This is a genomic window from Paeniglutamicibacter sp. GQ140, assembly GCF_059759235.1.
Genome location: NZ_JCAXDW010000003.1, coordinates 301,922 through 321,155 on the forward strand (window position 1 = coordinate 301,922; position 19,234 = coordinate 321,155).

General features: G+C 66.9%; 23 protein-coding genes. 19 read left to right on the plus strand and 4 right to left on the minus strand.

What is annotated here, in order from left to right; all coding sequences use genetic code 11:
* Nucleotides 1–349 precede the first annotated feature (349 nt).
* From AC6CHY_RS06170 to AC6CHY_RS06180, 3 genes are all read left to right on the plus strand, one after another.
* Nucleotides 350–484, plus strand: a complete 135-nt coding sequence (locus AC6CHY_RS06170; RefSeq protein WP_498226080.1) for a hypothetical protein — start codon at nt 350–352, stop codon at nt 482–484.
* 58 nt (nt 485–542) lie between these two features.
* The gene (locus tag AC6CHY_RS06175; RefSeq protein WP_498226081.1) at nt 543–1,043 is read left to right on the plus strand and encodes a GNAT family N-acetyltransferase; all 501 of its coding nucleotides are present in this window, start codon (nt 543–545) and stop codon (nt 1,041–1,043) included.
* A gap of 112 nt (nt 1,044–1,155) precedes the next feature.
* A complete protein-coding gene (locus AC6CHY_RS06180) occupies nt 1,156–1,674 on the plus strand; it encodes a hypothetical protein (protein ID WP_498226083.1) in 519 nt (172 codons plus the stop codon).
* A gap of 158 nt (nt 1,675–1,832) precedes the next feature.
* Here AC6CHY_RS06180 and AC6CHY_RS06185 read toward each other — a convergent pair whose 3' ends face one another.
* A complete protein-coding gene (locus AC6CHY_RS06185; protein ID WP_498226085.1) occupies nt 1,833–2,405 on the minus strand; it encodes a GNAT family N-acetyltransferase in 573 nt (190 codons plus the stop codon).
* A 118-nt stretch (nt 2,406–2,523) separates the two neighbouring features.
* Here AC6CHY_RS06185 and AC6CHY_RS06190 point away from each other — a divergent pair, with 118 nt between their 5' ends.
* Nucleotides 2,524–2,976, plus strand: coding sequence for a tyrosine-protein phosphatase (locus tag AC6CHY_RS06190; RefSeq protein ID WP_498226087.1), 453 nt, complete (start codon nt 2,524–2,526; stop codon nt 2,974–2,976).
* Nucleotides 2,973–3,248, plus strand: a complete 276-nt coding sequence (locus tag AC6CHY_RS06195) for a hypothetical protein (protein WP_498226089.1) — start codon at nt 2,973–2,975, stop codon at nt 3,246–3,248. The genes AC6CHY_RS06190 and AC6CHY_RS06195 overlap by 4 nt, the downstream gene beginning before the upstream one ends.
* A 163-nt stretch (nt 3,249–3,411) precedes the next feature.
* Here the strand turns inward: AC6CHY_RS06195 and AC6CHY_RS06200 are convergent, their stop codons facing one another.
* Both AC6CHY_RS06200 and AC6CHY_RS06205 read right to left on the minus strand, forming a co-directional pair.
* A complete protein-coding gene (locus tag AC6CHY_RS06200) occupies nt 3,412–3,798 on the minus strand; it encodes a hypothetical protein (protein WP_498226091.1) in 387 nt (128 codons plus the stop codon).
* Nucleotides 3,799–4,128: 330 nt separating this feature from the next.
* Nucleotides 4,129–5,178, minus strand: coding sequence for a helix-turn-helix transcriptional regulator (locus AC6CHY_RS06205; protein ID WP_498226092.1), 1,050 nt, complete (start codon nt 5,176–5,178; stop codon nt 4,129–4,131).
* A gap of 86 nt (nt 5,179–5,264) precedes the next feature.
* On the opposite strand from AC6CHY_RS06205, the gene AC6CHY_RS06210 reads away from it, so the two are divergent.
* Both AC6CHY_RS06210 and AC6CHY_RS06215 read left to right on the plus strand, forming a co-directional pair.
* Nucleotides 5,265–5,729 (plus strand): cupin domain-containing protein, encoded by a 465-nt coding sequence (locus tag AC6CHY_RS06210; protein WP_217390532.1) that lies wholly within the window; start codon nt 5,265–5,267, stop codon nt 5,727–5,729.
* The gene (locus tag AC6CHY_RS06215) at nt 5,726–6,127 is read left to right on the plus strand and encodes a DUF1304 family protein (RefSeq protein ID WP_217390533.1); all 402 of its coding nucleotides are present in this window, start codon (nt 5,726–5,728) and stop codon (nt 6,125–6,127) included. Before AC6CHY_RS06210 ends, AC6CHY_RS06215 begins: the two co-directional genes overlap by 4 nt.
* A 45-nt stretch (nt 6,128–6,172) precedes the next feature.
* Here AC6CHY_RS06215 and AC6CHY_RS06220 read toward each other — a convergent pair whose 3' ends face one another.
* On the minus strand, nt 6,173–7,417 hold the full coding sequence (locus AC6CHY_RS06220) for a heparan-alpha-glucosaminide N-acetyltransferase domain-containing protein (RefSeq protein WP_498226094.1): 1,245 nt from the start codon (nt 7,415–7,417) through the stop codon (nt 6,173–6,175).
* Nucleotides 7,418–7,481: 64 nt separating this feature from the next.
* Here AC6CHY_RS06220 and dapA point away from each other — a divergent pair, with 64 nt between their 5' ends.
* The 12 genes from dapA to AC6CHY_RS06280 all read left to right on the plus strand — a co-directional run bounded on the left by dapA (nt 7,482) and on the right by AC6CHY_RS06280 (nt 19,229).
* Nucleotides 7,482–8,399, plus strand: coding sequence for a 4-hydroxy-tetrahydrodipicolinate synthase (gene dapA / locus AC6CHY_RS06225; RefSeq protein ID WP_217390535.1), 918 nt, complete (start codon nt 7,482–7,484; stop codon nt 8,397–8,399).
* Nucleotides 8,400–8,414: 15 nt separating this feature from the next.
* Nucleotides 8,415–10,121, plus strand: a complete 1,707-nt coding sequence (locus AC6CHY_RS06230; RefSeq protein ID WP_498226096.1) for a ribonuclease J — start codon at nt 8,415–8,417, stop codon at nt 10,119–10,121.
* A gap of 390 nt (nt 10,122–10,511) precedes the next feature.
* Nucleotides 10,512–10,967 carry a prevent-host-death protein gene (locus tag AC6CHY_RS06235; protein ID WP_498226098.1) on the plus strand — a complete coding sequence of 152 codons (456 nt, stop codon included), beginning with the start codon at nt 10,512–10,514 and terminating at the stop codon, nt 10,965–10,967.
* Between the two features lie 3 nt (nt 10,968–10,970).
* The gene (locus AC6CHY_RS06240; RefSeq protein WP_498226100.1) at nt 10,971–11,315 is read left to right on the plus strand and encodes a hypothetical protein; all 345 of its coding nucleotides are present in this window, start codon (nt 10,971–10,973) and stop codon (nt 11,313–11,315) included.
* Nucleotides 11,316–11,524: 209 nt separating this feature from the next.
* The gene (locus tag AC6CHY_RS06245; RefSeq protein ID WP_498226101.1) at nt 11,525–14,419 is read left to right on the plus strand and encodes an FtsK/SpoIIIE family DNA translocase; all 2,895 of its coding nucleotides are present in this window, start codon (nt 11,525–11,527) and stop codon (nt 14,417–14,419) included.
* Between the two features lie 9 nt (nt 14,420–14,428).
* The gene (gene pgsA / locus AC6CHY_RS06250; RefSeq protein ID WP_498226103.1) at nt 14,429–15,031 is read left to right on the plus strand and encodes a CDP-diacylglycerol--glycerol-3-phosphate 3-phosphatidyltransferase; all 603 of its coding nucleotides are present in this window, start codon (nt 14,429–14,431) and stop codon (nt 15,029–15,031) included.
* Nucleotides 15,032–15,064: 33 nt separating this feature from the next.
* On the plus strand, nt 15,065–15,577 hold the full coding sequence (locus tag AC6CHY_RS06255) for a CinA family protein (RefSeq protein WP_498226105.1): 513 nt from the start codon (nt 15,065–15,067) through the stop codon (nt 15,575–15,577).
* Nucleotides 15,578–15,786: 209 nt separating this feature from the next.
* Nucleotides 15,787–16,212, plus strand: coding sequence for a helix-turn-helix domain-containing protein (locus AC6CHY_RS06260; RefSeq protein ID WP_217390542.1), 426 nt, complete (start codon nt 15,787–15,789; stop codon nt 16,210–16,212).
* 137 nt (nt 16,213–16,349) lie between these two features.
* Nucleotides 16,350–16,574, plus strand: a complete 225-nt coding sequence (locus tag AC6CHY_RS06265) for a DUF3046 domain-containing protein (protein WP_217390543.1) — start codon at nt 16,350–16,352, stop codon at nt 16,572–16,574.
* Between the two features lie 210 nt (nt 16,575–16,784).
* Complete coding sequence (gene recA, locus AC6CHY_RS06270) at nt 16,785–17,831, plus strand: recombinase RecA (RefSeq protein WP_498226107.1); 1,047 nt, start codon at nt 16,785–16,787, stop codon at nt 17,829–17,831.
* Between the two features lie 4 nt (nt 17,832–17,835).
* Entirely contained in the window at nt 17,836–18,702 is an 867-nt protein-coding gene (locus tag AC6CHY_RS06275) for a regulatory protein RecX (protein ID WP_498226109.1), read from the plus strand.
* 245 nt (nt 18,703–18,947) lie between these two features.
* Entirely contained in the window at nt 18,948–19,229 is a 282-nt protein-coding gene (locus AC6CHY_RS06280; RefSeq protein WP_217390545.1) for a pyrophosphorylase, read from the plus strand.
* Nucleotides 19,230–19,234 lie beyond the last annotated feature (5 nt).

Genomic DNA, 19,234 nt, shown 5'->3' on the forward strand with positions numbered 1-19,234 from the left:
ATGGCCAACACCTTCGCTCTGGCCAACAGTAAGTAGATAGCCCCCAAGGCATGATTGATGGCCCTTCAGGCGGTTTGCAGGAACCGCTGGCGAGTCCAGCTGTCTGAGCTGGGGCCATGACGAAGATCTTGCACCTTGCAGAACTGCAATTCTGGGAACAGGCCCAAGCCGCGGGCGTCTTTCGACATTCGACCCGGGCGCAACGCTGGCCGAGGTCGGCTTCATCAACTGCTCGTTCCCGGGGCAGCTTCCGGCGGTCGCCGCCTACATCTTCCCTGATCTTGCCGGCGAGCTGGTGGTGTTGGAGCCGGACGCGCAGTGATTGCCGCCGCAGGAACAGAGATCCGTATTGAGGACGGCGGCGACGGGCCATGCTTTCCACACCTCTACGGGATCACTCGGCTGGGCCATCGCCTCGGGCCTGTTGGGCCTGGTGCTGGTGCCGGGCCTGTTGCAGACCGTCACGCTCATCTCCGGGCAATAGGCCGTCGCGGTGCGACACATCGTGGATGGGGCGGCCCCGACTCGGTAGGGTTGCAAACATGACGATGAACGCGGGGGAGACGTCCATCATTCGACCACTGGGGAACGACGAGCAGGATCTGCTGGCGCGTGCCACGGTGGGCAACGCGAACTGGCCGGGACCGCGCTTCACCTTCGACCAGATCCTGCAGATGCCCACCTTCGCCCGCTACTTCACGTGGTGGCCCGGGCCCCACGACTTCGGCCTCGTCGCCGAGGACCCGGCCGGGACACCTGTTGGCGTCGTGTGGCTGCGCTACTTCTCAGCGGCCGCGCCCGGTTACGGCTTTGTAGACGAGTCGATCCCCGAACTCTGCGTCTGGGTTGCCGAGGGACAGCGCGGCCGCGGACTGGGGAGCCGGCTGATCACCGCCATCCTCGGGCAGGCACGATCCCTGGCCCTGCCCGCGATCAGCCTCAGCGTCGAGGCGGGCAACCCCGCGCGGCTGCTCTACGAACGTCTCGGGTTTGTTCCGGCCGGACCGTATTTCGACGAGGGCACCCTGCTCATCCGACTCTGATTCGGCTGCCGCAGCCTCCTCAACGCGGTTCCGGCCGCCCGGACTGACGCAGTGTGTGTTCCAAGCAGCCGGTTTCGGGCGCAGGGGATCCGTCGGATGCTACCTTGGTGGCATGCGGACGTTGCGTGGGGCCTGGTTCGGCGTGATCATCATGGTGGCCGTGGCACTCGCGGGGTGTTCGACACCGGCCGTGGAGAGCCGGCTAGACGAGTACACGGACCGCGCCGAGGAGATCCACGCGGGGATGCTCGGGCACGTTCCCGGGAACGGGGCATCCGAGGTCGGCATGACCTCCGAGCCGCAGATCGGCGAGCAGAATGCGCTGGGCCGCAGGGAGCTCGACACCGCCTTCTGGACGACCTGGTCGACCGTCGAGGTGGCCACCGACGCGACGCCCGCCGAGGCGGCAGGCGCGGCCGGCACGTACCTCCTGGACCGGCGCTGGACGGCGGAGCCGACGGTCGACCAAGGTGGAACGATGCCGTTCATCACGGTCTACCGCCTCGCCGATCCGGACGGCGAGTGGATCGTGCAGATCGCGTGGACCGCCGCCGACGACGACGACCGCCGGGTTTCCCTGTCGGTCCAGAGCCCGCTCACCGTCCGCGGCGCCACGTCGCTGCCCGGGTGACGCCCGTCCCGGCCGCGCAGGCCACTGGCGCCCGAAACGCAGGACTCGGCTTCATCATGACTTCACGCCGCGGAAGACGACACACCCACACCGCTGCGGTCCGGGCGGCATCGTGGGGGGATTCCGACCTACTGGAAGTCGACGGCGCCGCTGCCTCCTCAGCGCAGGTCAAGCCGCATCAACACGCGCGGGTAGCCGCCAATGACCGAGCCGGTGTCTGCGGCCTTCGCGAATCCCGCGCGTTCGAAAAGGGCACGGGTGCCGACGTACGCGGAGGTGCGATCCGCCTGGCCGCCTTGGTTGTCCAGCGGGTATCCCTCGATCGCCGGGGCGCCGGATCCCCGGGCGAATTCCACCGCTCCTGCCAGCAGCGCGTGGGAAATGCCCTGGCCGCGGTGACCTGCCCGCACCCGGATGCACCACACCGACCAGACCTCGAGGTCATCGACGTGCGGGATCGTGCGGCTGCGCGCCAGCGCCGTGTCGGCCCGCGGGTGCACCCCCGCCCAGCCCACCACGTTGTCGCCTTCGTAGGCGAGGACCCCGGGCGGCGGGTCCTGCGCGCACAGTCCCCGCACGATGTCGGCCCCCCGGCGCAACCTGTCCGCGCTCGCCGAGCCGCCCAGACGGTGGCCCAGGCACCAGCACGCCGTCGCATCAGGATCCCGCTTCGGGCCCAGCATCGTTTGGACGTCGTTGAAATCCGTTGCGGCACGCACCGAGGTCACCATTCCTCCACGGTGCCACCAGGCCGGGGGATCGGCAAGGCCCGCACCGAGCCTCGCGGCGGCACGCAGGGACGCGCCCGTGGTTCCGGATCGCGAACGCTGGACGTCGTAGGGTGGCTGGATGACCGAACTTGCGTGGGGCGGGTACCCCAATGCCAGGGACCTGGGCGGATTGCCGACATCGCTTGCCGGTGGCGGCGCGACAATCCCGGGCCGGCTGGCACGGGGGCCGCGCCGGGAGCGACTCGACACCGCGGGCTGGAACGCGGCCCGGCACTGGGGGCTGTCCACCATCGTGGACCTGCGCTGTGCCTATGAGACCGGAGCCCAAACCACGGACCCGGTGGTTCCGGCCGAGGCGCTCGCCGGGTTCACGATCCGTCACACACCGACCGAGGACCACGAAGACCCCGCGTTCCGTCAGACGTGTTTCCCGATTTTGGATTCCCCCCGAATACTGGAGCCACAACTGGCGCCTGCAGCCGCACCTGGTGCGGGCGGCGCTCGAAGCCATTGCCGCATCCACCCCGGGCGTGCTGGTCCACTGCAGCCGGGCGGGACCGCACCGGGATGATCTGCGCACTGCTTTTGGGCAATGCTGGCGTGGACCCGGATTTCGTCGCCGCGGACTACGCCGCATCGGTCCGTGCCATGGCCGGTGTCGCGAACCATTCACCCACCATCGACCAGCAGGCCGAATGGACGACGAACACGGTGGACTCCTGGTTGGCGGACAAGCTCCCGATGGTTAGGGAAGTTGCCGGGGGAACCCGCGAGATCCTCGATGTGCTGAGGGTGGGGCCGGCGACGCGGGAATCCTTGCTCTCGCTGCTGGTGGACCCGTAGCGGCTCGCTTTCGATGCCAACGACCGGGGCGATGGTGCTGCGAACCGGCGTCGGGAAGCTCTGCTAATCACGGCAAGTGCTGGGCCAGAGGAATCCCGGCAACGGGCGGAAGCCGGGAATCGCAACGCCTGGTTCGATCGCCAAGCCCCGGCCGTGGCCCTGTTCAGCCTTTGAAGGGTTCGTCGCCGAGTAATTCCACGGCGGGGAGCTTCTCGTCCGGGCCGTCGAACGTCATGTAGTCCACCGAATGCAGTCGTCCGTCCACCGCCCAGAGGTTGAGGTGGCCCAGGGCGGTGTTGCCGTCGAGGACGTCCACGGTGGCAAACGGCCCGCCCGAGCGCTGGGGAATTCTTGGAAGATCCAGGTCCTCGGGCACCTCGACCAGGAAGCATTCGCAATCATCGAATTCAAGTCCGCCCCAGCGGGCGTGGGCCAGCTGCTGGAGCGCCTCGCTGGTGCCGCGCCATGTGCCCGAGCACAGGCGCTCCAGCAGGGCACGTTCATGGGGGCTCAGCGGATCACCGGGCACCCGGCGGGGGTCGTCGATCATCGCACCATCATCCCGATCTTGAAGTAGAGCAAACCCTTATGATCCCACAGCGGCTTGCTGCTGCCCCGGCGAAGAGGTCCGCCGTGGATGGACAACCCCAACGCGGCACGCCAGCGTATCCGTAAGGCAGAAGGCATCCGGGGCTCCAGCGGAACGCGCCGGCCCACGAACGGGAACAGGGCAGCGGGGCCGACCGCCCATGCCTTCAAGACACGCTCATTGCCTGCGGGGCGAAATGACCTGCCGGGGTGGAAGCACGCCCAGGCACGAGGCGAATCGCGGTGGATTCCGTTCCGAAGCGTATGGGAAGCGGATCGAGCGGCGGGAGAGCTATGGCACGGCCGGTGCAAGGCCGGGGCGCATCCTTGCGGCGAGCTGGCCGCGGCTGTGCACCGAAACCTTGGCGAAGATGGACTTCAGGTGGTCCTGGACGGTGTTCGGGGAAATGAATAGCCGCTGCGCGATTTCCGTGGTTGTGAGCCCCGAGAGGACCTCGGTGCAGATTTCCCGTTCACGCATTGTCAGGCCATAGGCGGCAGGCATCAGGCCGGCAAGGTCCTCCGCGCCGATCTCCTTGATGCCCACGGCAACGGAATCTTCCCGGGTGCCCAGCAGCGGGGAGGCCTCCAGCATCGCCCACCTACCGGTGGCATCGCGCACCTTGGCCCGGAACTCGCCACTTGCGGAACCACTCGCGCCGATGGCCACCACGTGCATCATGGTCAGGAAGCGGCCCGGGGCGGTCGCGTCGATGCGTTCCTGCCAGCTTCGGGCCCCGGGGGTCAGTGAGCAAAGTGTGCCGTCCCGATCCAGTACCGCTATTGCGGGTCCGGACGGCGGGGGCCCGGCCTGCAGTTCCGAGCGTATGCACAGCCTGGTTGCCGTCGTGATCGCCGGGGCCACGGCCAACAGGAACTCAACCTCCCGATCCGTGAAGTCCTTTCCCATACGCACCAACCCGGCCGCCCCCCAACAGGCCCCGTGGCGTTGAAACACCACCCGCAGCTCGCGGTCCAGGCCCAGAGGGCGCCACACCGCTGAGAACCGGATGCTGCGGCTGCGTTCCAATTCCGGAAGGTCCGAGGACCTGGACAGGGTTTCCCCGCGCAGGGCCATGGCCGCGAACCGGTGGGGTTCGCTGTTTGAGTATTCGGCCTCGGCCAGCAGCGGTTCGAAGGCAACCGGAATCCGGTTCTGTCCGCTGGTTATGCCGCTGATGACCAGGGATTCGGGGTCCATGGATGCCCAACAGGTCAGCTCGACATCGACGACCGCACCGACCAGTTCGATCACCGCGGCGTGCAGTTCACCTACGCCCATGCCGGTTGCGGCGAGGGCCGCGATCTCACGGCCGGCATATTGGGCACGTCCCTCCCACATACCACCATGATCCCACCGGACGAGTGCCGAAAAAACCCCAGATTCATGGGATCGACAGCGAGCCGGTGCGGACCTACCGTCTAACCATGAAACAGGAAATGCAGTTCGTGGCGGCGGGCCTTGGGCGCGAGTTGCGGGCGCCGGATGCCACCTTGGTCGTGAAGATCGATGCGGGCCACACGGGCAACGAATACGAGCTTTTTGAAGTAGATGCCCCACGTGGTCCCGCGACACCCCTCCACCGGACGGGGTGGGGCAAGGCGTACTACCTGCTCGCTGGACGCATGCTGGTACAGGTCGGGGACAGCTCCACCGAGATGGGGCCCGGCGACTCGATATCCATTCCGCCGGCAGCGCGGCATACCTTCACGGTGATGAGCAGCTCGGCCCGGTTTCTGGTGATCAGCATGGGTACCGGCATGGGCCGCTTCCACCTGGACTTGGACCAAACCGTGACCGCGGGACTGTCGGAGCCTGAAACCTTTGAATTGCTGGCAACGGTGCTCGGTCGCCACGATGTCACGGTTGAGGGAATGGAAGCGAGACCATGACCGCCGTCGTCTGGGTCTTGGCACTGCTTGCGGCACTGGTGCACATCGTGGTGTTTGCCTGGGAAAGCCTGCTTTTCCACCGCCCCGGCGTCCACCGGCGGATCTTCCTCGTCGAGTCTGCAGATGTTCCGGCGGTGGGGCTGTGGGCGTTTTGCGTTGGGTTCTACAACCTCTTTCTTGCCCTTGGCATGGTGGGAGGCGTGTGGTTGTGGGCCGCGGGGGAGGAAAGCGCGGGCCGGATACTGGTGGTGTATATCTGCCTCTTCATGGCACTTGGCGCCCTTGTCCTGCTGGTGGCGGACCGCAGGGCCATGGGCAGGCCACGCGGCAGCGGTGTCGGCGGCGTGGTTGGGGAGGGCGCGCTGCCGCTGGCGGCGCTGGTGGTGATGGCGTTGTAGCCCCGGCCAGGCCATCCGAGGGAGCCGCGCCGGTCTTCCACCGGCCTACTTGCTGCGCGACAACGTGGTCGAAACGCCATGCACCAGCGCCTCCAGCGGCCCGCGCCGCCCCAGGAACTTGAAGAGAAGCCCGGCCAGCAGGCAGCCCACCGCGTAGGCGATGAACAACCCGGTGCGCGGCAGCGGGGCGGAGACGTCGCTGAAAAGATCCAGGGCCACCAGGTGCGTCGCATAGAGCGTGAGCGTTGCGGCGCCGGCCCCGGTCAGCGGCCAGAGCAGCATCTCGCCCACCTGGCCGAGCAGCGCGGACAGGGCCATGCACAGCAATTGCGCCGCCCCCAGCACCGCCAGCGCGCAGCCGACCACGTGCAGCATGTCCAGCGGGGTGCCCGCATGCGGGGCGGAGACCGCCAGGAACCAGGGGCTGTCGGACGCGTTGCCCAGCCGCTGGCCGGTCACCAGCGCCACCGCCAGTTCCTCCCGGCCCAGCCCCGCGGCCCTGGCCAGGGAGGCGAGCGCGCCGGGCTGGTCCAGCAGCCAGGCCGAGAGGGCCTTGGCCCCCACCGCGAGCGCGGCGCCCGCCGCGCCGACGGCCAGGGCCACCGGGGGCCGCTCGAGCGCCAGGCGGCCCACGCAGAGGCCGGCAAGGATGAAGCCGAACCAGGCCAGCAGCGGGTAGTAGCCGGTCAGCAGCAGGTCGGCCAGGAACACCGCGGGGGTAAACAGGTCCTCGGGCAGCGGGGAGGCGCCGAGCCGGTGCGGCTCGAGCAGCCCGGCGGCCCAGGGGCGGGCCAGATGCAGGGCGAAGGGGGCCAGGGCCAGCCAGCCGGCCGCCCAGAAGCCCAGCGTGCGGGCGCGCATCCCCAGGAACGGGATCGCGCACAAGAACAACACCGCGTAGTGGACCAGGATGACCGCCACATTGGTGTCAAGCATGCCCAGCCCCAGGCCGATCACGAAGACCAGCAGCGCCCGCACCGCCACCGCGCGGCGGATGCCCGCTAGCCTGGGCGCGCCGATGCTCCCCGAGCCGCCGGAAAGCAGCGCGAGGCCCACCCCGGCCAGCACCACGAAGAGCGCGGAGGCCCGGCCGGAGAAGAAGACCGCTGCCCACGTGGCGGCGGGGGACCCGTCGGCATCGAGCATGCGCAGCGGCATGATGTGCACCGCAACCATCCCCAGCAGCGCCAGCCCGCGGGCCGCGTCGACCCCGGCAATGCGGGTGCGGCTCCCGGTGCCGCCGGAACCCGGGGCACGGCGGGACGTGGCGCGGGAGGAGAATTGCGTCATGTTTACAGCCTAAACGCATGTGCCGAATCAAGGCTTCGTGCGTGCAAAGTGTAACCTTGGAACCATGGCTGAATCTGCGTTGCATACCCCGGGCAAGAACTACACCTTCGGAACGGTGCTCACCGCCATGGTGACCCCTTTCAAGGACAACGGGGAGGTCGACTTCGATGCGGCCGCCAAGCTGGCCGTCAAGCTGGTCGACGAGGGCTGCGACGGCCTGGTCGTCACCGGCACCACCGGGGAAACCTCGACGCTGCGCGACGAGGAAAACATTGCCATGTTCGCCACGGTCGTCAAGGCCGTGGGGCACCGCGCCAAGGTCCTGGCCGGCTCCACCACCAACGACACCGCGCACTCCATCACGCTCTCGCTGGCGGCCAAGGAGGCGGGGGTCCACGGCATCCTGGTGACGGCCCCGTACTACAACAAGCCTTCGCAGGCCGGTGTCATCGCCCATGTCGAGGCCATCGTCGCGGCGACGCAGCTGCCGGTGATGCTCTATGACATCCCGGGACGCGCCGGCATTGCCATGGCCCCCGAAACCATCATCGAGCTGGCGAAGAACCCGCTGGTCGTGGCGCTGAAGGACGCGAAGGCGGACTACCAGTCCACCACCACCGTGCTGGCCAACACCGACCTCGACGTCTACTCGGGCGACGACGGACTGACCCTGCCGCTGATGGCAGCGGGCGCCGTCGGCGTCGTCTCGGTCACCGCCCACGTTGCAGCCGCCAAGTACCGCATCCTGGTCGACGCGATGCTCGCCGGGGACCTGGCCACCGCCCGCGCCGCGCACTTCGAGCTGGACCCGATCCAGCGCGCCGTGATGGGCCACGTCCAGGGCGCCGTTGCGGCAAAACACATTCTTAACTGGCAGGGAGTCCTGCCGAACACCGTGGTCCGACTGCCACTTGTGGCACCGTCGGAAACGGAACTCGAAACCATCCGCACCGATTTGCGCGAGGGCGGATGGGAGATCTAGAAAGGTAATTCATTCATGACCGATTCCTCCACCGTGGCCACCGATACGGTGCTCCACAACCTTCCGCCCAAGCTCAAGCCGGGCACCTTGCGCATCGTGCCGCTCGGTGGCCTTGGCGAGATCGGGCGGAACATGGCCGTCTTCGAAATCGACGGCAAGCTGCTGATCGTCGACTGCGGACTGCTCTTCCCCGAGGAGCACCAGCCGGGCGTGGACGTCATCCTGCCCGATTTCAGCTACATCAAGGACCGCCTCGACGACGTCGTGGGCGTCGTGCTCACCCACGGCCACGAGGACCACATCGGCGCCGTGCCGTACCTGCTGCGCCTGCGCAACGACATCCCGCTGATCGGCTCGCGGCTGACCCTCGCATTGATCTCGGCCAAGCTGGAGGAGCACCGCATCAAGCCGGTGCTGCGCCAGGTTGCCGAGGGCGACGTGGAGACCTTCGGCCCGTTCGAGACCGAGTTCGTTGCCGTCAACCACTCGATCCCGGACGCCTTGGCCGTGTTCATCCGCACCGAGGGCGGCTCCGTGCTGCACACCGGCGACTTCAAGATGGACCAGCTGCCGCTCGATGGCCGCATCACCGACCTGCGCCACTTTGCCCGCCTGGCCGACGAGGGCGTGGATTTGTTCATGACCGACTCCACCAACGCGGACGTCCCCGGCTTCACCACCGCGGAAAAGGAAATCGGCCCGGTGCTCGAGTCACTCTTCGGCCGTGCGCGCAAGCGCATCATCGTCGCCTCGTTCTCCTCGCACATGCACCGCGTGCAGCAGGTCATCGACGCCGCCGCCGTCCACGGACGCAAGGTCGCCTTCATTGGCCGCTCCATGGTGCGCAACATGACCATCGCCGAGAAGCTTGGCTACCTGCACATCCCCGCCGGGATCCTGGTGGACATGAAGAACGTGGACAAGCTGCCCGACAACAAGGTCGTGCTGATGTCCACCGGTTCGCAGGGCGAGCCGATGGCCGCGCTCTCGCGCATGGCCACCGGCGACCACCGGATCCAGGTCGGCCCGGGCGACACCGTCATCCTGGCCTCCTCGCTGATCCCGGGTAACGAGAACTCGGTGTTCCGCGTGATCAACGGACTGATGCGCCTGGGCGCGGACGTGATCCACAAGGGCATGGCCAAGATCCACGTCTCCGGCCACGCCTCGGCCGGCGAGCTGCTCTACTGCTACAACATCGTCCAGCCGCTGAACGTGATGCCGGTGCACGGCGAGACCCGGCACCTGATCGCCAACGCCCGCCTGGCCGCCCAGTCCGGCGTGCCGGCGGAGAACGTGCTGCTCACCGAGGACGGCTCGGTCGTGGACCTCAAGGACGGCGTGGCCAAGCTCGTCGGCCAGGTCGACTGCGGGTTCGTCTACGTTGACGGTTCCAAGGTCGGCACCATCACCGACGAGGACCTCAAGGACCGCGTCACCCTCGCCGAGGAGGGCTTCATCTCGATCATCTCGGTGATCAACCGCCAGACCGGCAAGCTGATCTCCGGACCCGAGATCCACGCCCGCGGCGTGGCCGAGGACGACAATGTGTTTGACGAGATCAAGCCCAAGATCGCCGAGGCCCTCGAGGATGCGGTGCGCAACAACCCGACGCACACCACGCAGCAGCTGCAGCAGATCGTCCGCCGCGTCATCGGCTCGTGGGTGTCGCGCAAGCTGCGCCGCAAGCCCATGATCGTCCCGGTCGTGCTCGAGGCCTAAGCACCCAAATGAAGTGTCCCGCATCGTCGTGAAGACGGTGCGGGATTCTTTGTTTGTGGGCTCTGTGGGAGATTTCTAGGGTTGTCCGTCCTTTTCGAGGCCCATTCCCGTCCCGCAGACACCAACGAGGCCGCGCATGGGCGTCCAGAACCGCACCGTGTCGGGTGCGGCAACAAAGCCGTTAATTGGCTGATGGAAAGGGCCCGGACCGAACTGGGAAAGTTGTTTACAGATCATTGCTTCGTTGTCCGAACAAACTGTGACGGGGCCGTGGGCAGGTCCGCGGGTGCCCTTCGTGGCGAAATAGTGCCGAAAACCGCCACGGTTTAGTAGGGCTCATGACTAGACTAGCCATTGAATTCAGAACACGTTCTGAGTTAGAGTGGGCGCATGAGCACAAGAGAATTATCCCGCACCACGTTTCAGTCATCGGAGCTGAGCCGCGGGTCCGCCGATGTCTTCGCGGCCGCAGCAGATCATCCTGTCGAGGTCACACGTCGTGACGGTGAGTCCCTGGTGCTGATGTCCGGGAGCGCGGATCGGGCGCGTACCGCACTACTGGAACTCGCCGCCCAGCTCGTTGCTGTATCCACGGACACGGAAGGAACGCTTGTCGGCCGCATGGCCGACCGCTACCCGTGGATGCTCGCCCTGGGCCCCGTCGATCAGGAAGCCTGCGTCCACGATATCTTGACGGCTGCTCGTGCATCATTTGCCACAAACCAGCCCCATCTGGCCATTGCAGAGCTCACCTCCTGGCGTGAAACCGCCACTGCCATCGCTGCCGGCCTTGGCAAGGCTCCGGTGGAGTGGCTTGACGCGGCCGAAAAAGTCGAGCGTCCATAGCGTATGGCGAAAGGCGAGAAGGTCGAGCGCCCGACGAAGAAAAGCGAATTTGACATTTGGTTCGCAACGACTCAGGCTGCACGTGGTTGGAATGACCTGAAAGCGACGACCCGGAATTCCCTGGTAGACACCTGGGACTTCTTGACGCGTACACCGATGGTGAGTACGCCCACGAACTATCGGCTCAAAGGCGAACTGGGCATGGTGAAACGTGATGGGTCCACGCATGAACGATGGCAGCACAAGCCCACGGCGAAGGGCGACGCCCGCCTTTGGTTCTACACCGTGGGCCACAACGTCTACATCGAGCAAGTGCACACGAAACATCCCAACGAAACCAAGCGATGATGCCGGAAAGCTGAATGGATCGGTGCCGTTTGGTCTTTGAGCCAGCACCAAGGCTTCGAATCAGTTCCGTATACATTCGCCGCGGCTGCCCCGTTCCACAACGATTCCTTGCACGCCGCCAACGCCTGTGATGCTTCTCCACAGCCCCGGTTCCCCGGTGAACCGTGTAAATTCGGGGTCCCGGGGCCGGCGGGCGATACCCTAGAGCCATGGCCCCACGTACCTCCTCGCAAGGCGAGGGGAAAACGACCACGCGCAAACCGCGTGCGTCGACCTCCCCGTCCAAGACGACCCGAAGCTCCAAGGGCGCACCCGCACCGGTCGAGCACGACTTCCCGCTGCCGGTGCGCATGGTGCGTTCCGCCTGGATGGGCATCGCGCGCGTCACCGGCGGGGCCTTCCGCAAGGTCGGTCGCGACGTGCACCCGCCCTACGAGGTGCGCCGCGACGGGACCGGGCTCTTCCTGGTCATCCTCGCCGTGGTCATCGCCTCGGTGGAGTGGTGGGGACTGCGCGAGGCACCGGGCTACGGCGCGTTCGTGCACGCGGTGGCCGGGGGCAGCTTCGGGTTCATGGCCGCGCTCATGCCGCCGATCCTGCTCGTCGGTGCGATCCGGCTCTTCCGCTGGCCGGAGGAGCACCGCGCCAACAACCGCGTGGGCATCGGCCTGGCCCTGCTCTCGCTGGCCGGATCCGGGATCTCCCACGTCGTCGGGGGACTGCCCGCCATCTCCGCGCCCTTTGACGAGCTCTGGGGGGCCGGCGGAATGCTCGGCGCCCTGGCGACCCTGCCGCTGGCGGGGCTCATTTCCGGCCCCGGGGCAATGGCCGTGATGATCGTGCTCGCGCTGCTGAGCCTGATGATCCTCACCGCCACGCCGTTCAGGCACATCCCCGCGCGCTTCCGCGAGGGCTACGAAAAGCTCATGGGCCAGCACCCGGAGCCCGGGGCCCGCACCGGCACCGTGGAGCTCACGGGGGAGGAGCACGACCAGTCCTACCTCTACGACGAGCAGCCGGAGAAGAAGCCGCGCAAGAAGACGCGGTTCTTCGGCAAGGACAAGGACGCCGATGAGAGGTCCGCCGAGGACCTGCTGGGCAACACCGGCGAGGGCGCCTACGACCAGGCCGTGATCACCGACGCCTACGACCACACGATCGCACCCGGAAGCCACCCGGTGGACCTCTATGACGAGGCGGTCGACACCGCCCACGAGGAGCCTGCCATCCGCCCGGGCGTGCGCCGCCCGACCAAGGACGAGCGCGACCGCGCCGCCATCATGGACGCGGTGGGACTGGGCCGGGAGCCCGAGGCCGACACCCAGGCGATGAGCGCCATCGACCTGGCCAGCTACGACGACGACGCCACCGGCGCGATCCCGCAGATCCCCTCGCGCCCGGCCGCCGCCCCGCTGCCGCCGATCCCGGCGCGCACCGAACAGCTCCAGCTCTCCGGGGACGTCACCTACACGCTGCCGGCCTCCGACTTCCTGCCCGCCGGCCCGCCGTCCAAGGAACGCTCCGAGGCCAACGACGCGGTCGTCGCCGCGCTGACCGACACGCTCACCCAGTTCAAGGTCGACGCGAAGGTCACCGGCTTCTCCCGCGGCCCCACGGTCACCCGCTACGAGATCGAGCTGGCCCCGGGCACCAAGGTCGAGCGCGTCACCGCCCTGTCCAAGAACATCTCCTACGCCGTTGCCTCCTCGGATGTGCGCATCCTTTCCCCGATCCCGGGCAAGTCCGCGATCGGCATCGAGATCCCCAACGCCGACAAGGAAATCGTGGTGCTGGGCGACGTGCTACGCAGCCACAACGCCCGCAAGACCGACCACCCGATGGTCATGGGCGTGGGCAAGGACGTCGAGGGCGGCTTCGTCGTGGCGAACCTCGCCAAGATGCCGCACCTATTGGTGGCCGGCGCCACCGGCGCCGGCAAGTCCTCCTTCGTTAACTCGATGATCACCTCGATCCTGATGCGCGCCACCCCGGACGAGGTGCGCATGGTCATGGTCGACCCCAAGCGCGTGGAACTCACCGCCTACGAGGGCGTCCCGCACCTGATCACCCCGATCATCACCAACCCGAAGAAGGCCGCCGAGGCGCTGCAGTGGGTGGTCAAGGAAATGGACACCCGCTACGACGACCTGGCCAACTTCGGCTTCAAGCACATCGACGACTTCAACAAGGCGGTGCGCAACGGCAAGGCCGTCCCGCCCGAGGGCTCCAAGCGGATCATGAAGCCCTACCCGTACCTTTTGGTCATCGTCGACGAGCTCGCGGATTTGATGATGGTCGCCCCGCGCGACGTCGAGGACTCGATCGTGCGCATCACCCAGCTGGCGCGCGCCGCCGGCATCCACCTGGTGCTGGCCACCCAGCGCCCGTCCGTTGACGTGGTCACCGGCCTGATCAAGGCCAACGTGCCCTCGCGCATGGCCTTTGCCACCTCCTCGGTCACCGACTCACGCGTGGTGCTCGACCAGCCCGGCGCCGAAAAGCTGCTGGGCCAGGGCGACGCGCTCTTCCTGCCGATGGGCACCTCCAAGCCCATGCGCGTGCAGGGCGCCTGGGTCACCGAATCCGAGATCCACTCGGTCGTCGAGCACGTCAAGGGCCAGCTGAAGGCCGAGTACCGCAACGACGTCGCCGCCGAGGCGCCCAAGAAGCAGATCGACGACGACATCGGGGACGACCTGGAGTTGCTGCTGCAGGCCACCGAGCTGGTGGTGACCACGCAGTTCGGTTCCACCTCGATGCTGCAGCGCAAGCTGCGCGTGGGCTTCGCCAAGGCCGGCCGGCTCATGGACCTGCTCGAGTCCCGCGGCGTGGTGGGACCCTCCGAGGGTTCCAAGGCCCGCGACGTGCTGGTCAAGCCCGACGACCTGCCCGAGGTGCTCGCCGCGATGCGCGGGGACGAGACCGGCGCCGGCGACGTGGTCCCGACCGCGACCGAGGCGGCGCTGGCCGAGAACGCCAACGCCAACCACTACGGCACCGACCTGGTCGCGGAGGACCTCGACGGCTTCGAACAGGCCGTTGACTACCACGACGGCGCCGACGACGAGGGCTCGGAAGACGCCTGGAACCTCACCGGAAGGTAGCCTTGAGGCGTGACTGAAACCCCAGCGAACCCGCAACCGGCCCACGTGCCGACCCTGAACATCGCCAATGTGCTCACCGTCCTGCGCATCCTCATGGTCCCGTTCTTCGTCTGGGCCCTGGTGGCCGACGAGAAGGACTACGGGCTGATGCGTTGGGTGGCCGTGGCGATCTTCGCCGCGGCCATGTACACCGACAAGCTGGACGGGGACCTGGCCCGCAGCCGCGGGCTGATCACCAACTTCGGCAAGATCGCCGACCCGATCGCCGACAAGCTGCTCACCGGCTCCGCGCTGGTGATGTTCTCGATCCTGGCCGAGCTGTCCTGGTGGATCACCCTGGTGATCCTGGTGCGCGAATGGGGCATCACCCTCGTGCGCCTCGTGGTCATCCGCTACGGCGTCATGGCCGCCTCGCGCGGCGGCAAGCTCAAGACCGTGATGCAGACCGCGGCGATCCTGCTCTACCTGCTGCCGTGGACCCACACGCTGGACTGGCTACACGCGGTGGCGTTCATCGTGATGCTGCTGGCCCTGGCAGTCACCGTCGTCACCGGCCTGGACTACCTGATCAAGGCCTGGCAGTTGCGCGCCGCGGCCACCCCGCGCGGCTAGCCGCCGCCCGCCAACGCCAAAGGACCCGGGCAGATGACACAACCCCAGGACGCAAGCACCTGCGCCGAACTGGCCGGTCGGGTCATCGCCGCCGCCAAGGCCGCGGGGACCAGCCTTGCCACCGCCGAATCCCTGACCGCCGGAATGATCGCGGCAACACTTGCCGAGGTGCCCGGCGCCTCCGCGGTGCTGCAGGGCGGGGTGGTGAGCTACTCGAGTTCGGTCAAGGCCAGGGTGCTGGGCGTGGATCCGGCGCTGCTGGCCGAGCGGGGATCCGTCGACGGGGAGGTTGCCCGGCAGATGGCCGTGGGCGCCCGGCGCGCCTGCGGGGCGGACCTCGCCGTCTCCGCAACAGGTGTCGCAGGTCCGGAGGCCCACGACGGCAAGGACGTGGGCACCGTGTTCCTGGGCTATGCCTCGGGCTCGGGCAGCGGCTTCACCGAGCACCGCTTTGCCGGCGACCGGGCCGGGATCCGGTTCTCGAGCACCGTGGCGGCACTGGAATTGCTTGCTTCCCACCTGGTGCCCAGCAAGCACACAGCTTGATGGGGCATGGTGGCTATGAATCGTTTTGTGACACCAATGCAGATCGATTTGCGATTGTTGTGGCAAATAACCCGCGGCAATGGCTAAGGTGGGGGCGTGGGAACAAAAAACGACTCCCGGCAGTTATTACCCATGACGGGCACAATACAGTGACCCGCACCGATCGCCCCACAAGGCATCTTAGGACCGGAGAACAAAAGGCAATGCACATGGTCAAGCAACCAGTATCGGTAAACGGTGTGGTCCGTTGGCGTGATGTGGGCCTACAGAGCGAGGTCCGCCGCGACAAAGAGGAGCGCAAGATGGTAGTCCTTCGACATGAAATCGGCGACGTGCTCCGCGATGTACGTCAACGCCAGGGACGCACCCTGCGCGAAGTCTCCCACAGTGCCCGCGTCTCCCTGGGATATCTTTCCGAGGTCGAGCGGGGACAGAAGGAAGCCTCATCCGAGCTTCTCTCCTCGATCTGTGGCGCCCTCGAGGTGCCGCTCTCGCTGATGCTCCGCGAGGTCAGCGACCGCGTTGCCATCGCAGAAGGCATCACCATTCCGGATACGGTTCCCGTGGACCTGACCAGCGAGTTCGCTGGCGAATATCCGGTTGAACTCGGCAAGCGCCTGGCCCCGAGCCACTAGACAACCCACACGGACCCGGTGGTGTACCCGGGCTCCGTTGCAGGGCCCCCGTGCGGGCGTCCGTTCATCGTGAACAGGACTCCGGCACGGGGGTCTTGTTGCTTAAGGCCCGGGCTTCCCGTGGCACAATTGCGAAGGTGCGATTGAGTGATTTCTGGCGTCTGATGGACGACGAGTTCGGTGCGGGCTATTCCCGCACGTTGGCTTCCTCCCTGGTGCTGTCCGCCGTGGGCGGGGTCAGTGCCCAGGAGGCGCTGGCCAAGGGGGTCCCTCCGCGGGACGTGTGGCTGGCGGTCTGCGAGATGCAGGATGTGCCGCCCGAGCGCCGCCTGGGCAGGGACCAGCCGATCAAGAAGCGGTAGAATATTCGAGGAACACGCCCACCGCCTTCGAATATCTGTTCGGAAGAGTGTAGAGTTCTCAGTGAGAGTTCGTCGGGGTGCACGTTGCCGGGTTTTCCACAGCAACGACGCCCCGAAACTAAAGTGTCGGCCACCCGTCGTACGCTCGTGGATAGACAAAGAGTACCGGCCAAACCCCTCATTGGGTGGCCCTAACAACCGAGGTGAACAATGGCCGTTGGTAAAGATCGCGAGAAGGCCCTCGAAGCTGCACTTGCACAGATCGACAAGCAATACGGCAAGGGTTCGGTCATGCGACTGGGCGACAAGACCGTTGCACCCATTGCCGCCATCCCCACCGGATCGGTGGCACTCGACATCGCGCTGGGCATAGGCGGCCTGCCGCGTGGCCGCGTGGTGGAGATCTACGGTCCGGAATCCTCCGGTAAGACCACCGTTGCCCTGCACGCCGTGGCCAGCGCCCAGCGCATGGGCGGCATCGCCGCCTTCATCGACGCCGAGCACGCGCTGGATCCCGAATACGCCAAGAAGCTGGGCGTCGACACCGATGCGCTTCTGGTTTCACAGCCGGACACCGGCGAGCAGGCCCTGGAAATCATGGACATGCTCGTGGGCTCCGGGTCCGTCGACATCGTCGTGATCGACTCCGTGGCAGCCCTCGTGCCCCGGGCCGAAATCGAAGGCGAGATGGGCGACAGCCACGTCGGCCTGCAGGCCCGCCTGATGAGCCAGGCCCTGCGCAAGATCACCGGCCGCCTGTCCCAGACCCGCACCACGGCGATCTTCATCAACCAGCTGCGCGAAAAGATCGGCGTGATGTTCGGCAGCCCGGAGACCACCACCGGTGGCAAGGCGCTGAAGTTCTACGCCTCGATCCGCATCGACGTGCGCCGCATCGAAACGCTGAAGGAAGGCACGGTGCCGGTCGGCAACCGCACGCGCGCCAAGATCGTGAAGAACAAGATGGCCCCGCCGTTCAAGCAGGCCGAATTCGACATCATCTACGGCCAGGGCATTTCGCGCGAAGGCAGCCTCATCGACATCGGCGTGGACCAGGGCTTCGTCAAGAAGTCAGGTGCATGGTTCACCTATGACGGGGACCAGCTCGGACAGGGCAAGGAGAACGCCCGCAAGTTCCTGCGCGACAACCCTGACCTCGCCAACGAACTCGAACGCCAGATCCTCGAGAAGCTTGGCATCGGCCAGGCCGCCGAGGACAAGAACGGCGAGACCTTGCGCGTGGTCAAGGAGTCCTAGTTCCGTGGGCACCACCAAACACCAGGGCGGTTCGTCCGACTCCCCACAGGGAGCCGAACGGCCGCTTTGGTCGTTCCCGGCCGACGGCAATTCGGACTGGGGCGACCTCTCCGAAATCCCCGTCTGGGCGCACAGCGAGGCGGCCTCGACGGCCCCGCCGCCCGAGGAGGCTCCCGGACCGCCGGAGGCGAAGCCCGCCTTCGGGGAACGCGCCGGATACGCCGGACGCGGCTCGGCACGCACCCCCAAGCGCGGCGCCGGCGGCACGGGATCGTGGGGCGGCGGCGGACGCTCGGCTCCCTCCGGTGCCAAGCGCACCTCGACCCGGACTCCCCGGACCCGGGAGAGGACCCCGCGGGAAGCCAAGGAACCACTTGAGCTGAGCGATGAGCAATATGCCACCAAGGGACGCGCCATCCTGCTTCGGCAGCTCACCGCCTCGGCCAAGAGCCGGGCGCAGCTGAAGACGAAGCTGCTGGAAAAGGAGATCCCCGAGAACATCGCCGAGGAACTGCTGGACCGGTTCGAGGAGATCCAGCTCGTGGACGACGAGGCGTTTGCCGAGGGCTGGGTGCGGTCCCGCGCCCGCAGCCGCGGCCTGGCCCGCGGGGCAATCAAGCGCGAACTGCGGGAAAAGGGCGTGGACGACGAGACCGCCCAGCAGGCCCTGGAACAGATCGACGACGGCGACGAGGAAGAACGCGCCAGGGAATTGGTGCGCACCAAGCTGCGGCCCGATTCAATGGGCGCGGACCGCGACAAGGCGCTGCGCCGCCTGGTCGGGATGCTCGCACGCAAGGGCTACGGCGGTTCGATGGCATTCCGCATCGCGCGTGAAGAGTGGGAAGTCCGCTTCGGAGAGCAGGACTAAAACGCGGACTTCCCCGGTGCTGCTGCCGGACGGCAATTGCCGCCCGATCCGGGTCGCCGGGCAATCGATGGGCGGGATCCGGCCGGATGCCCACCGTCTCTCGTGCGTCGCGGTGCACCCAAGGTGGATCCCACGGCCTGTAATCCTTGGAAAAATCCATGTCATCTTGTTAGAGTTATTCACGTTCGAGTCTCCGGCAATCGCGCTGGAGTTGCTGACCACCCCACGAATCCTTGGAGGATTTCATGTCGCGTGTCCTATCAACAGAGCAGGCAAAGACCGCCATCCAGCAGATCCAGGCGATCATCAACGGCGGTTTCACCGACCAGATCAGCCAGCTGGACGCCCAGGGACGCCTCCTCTCCGACCCGAACGTATGGGACGGCCCGCTGGCAGCCCAATTCCGGGGAACCACATGGCCGGAAACCAAGGCCGCGCTGGACAAGGCACGCACCGAACTCGAGCAGCTGCGTGGCCAGCTGAACCAGATCTCGACGAACATCTTCACCGCAGGCGGCGGCAACTAGCCGGA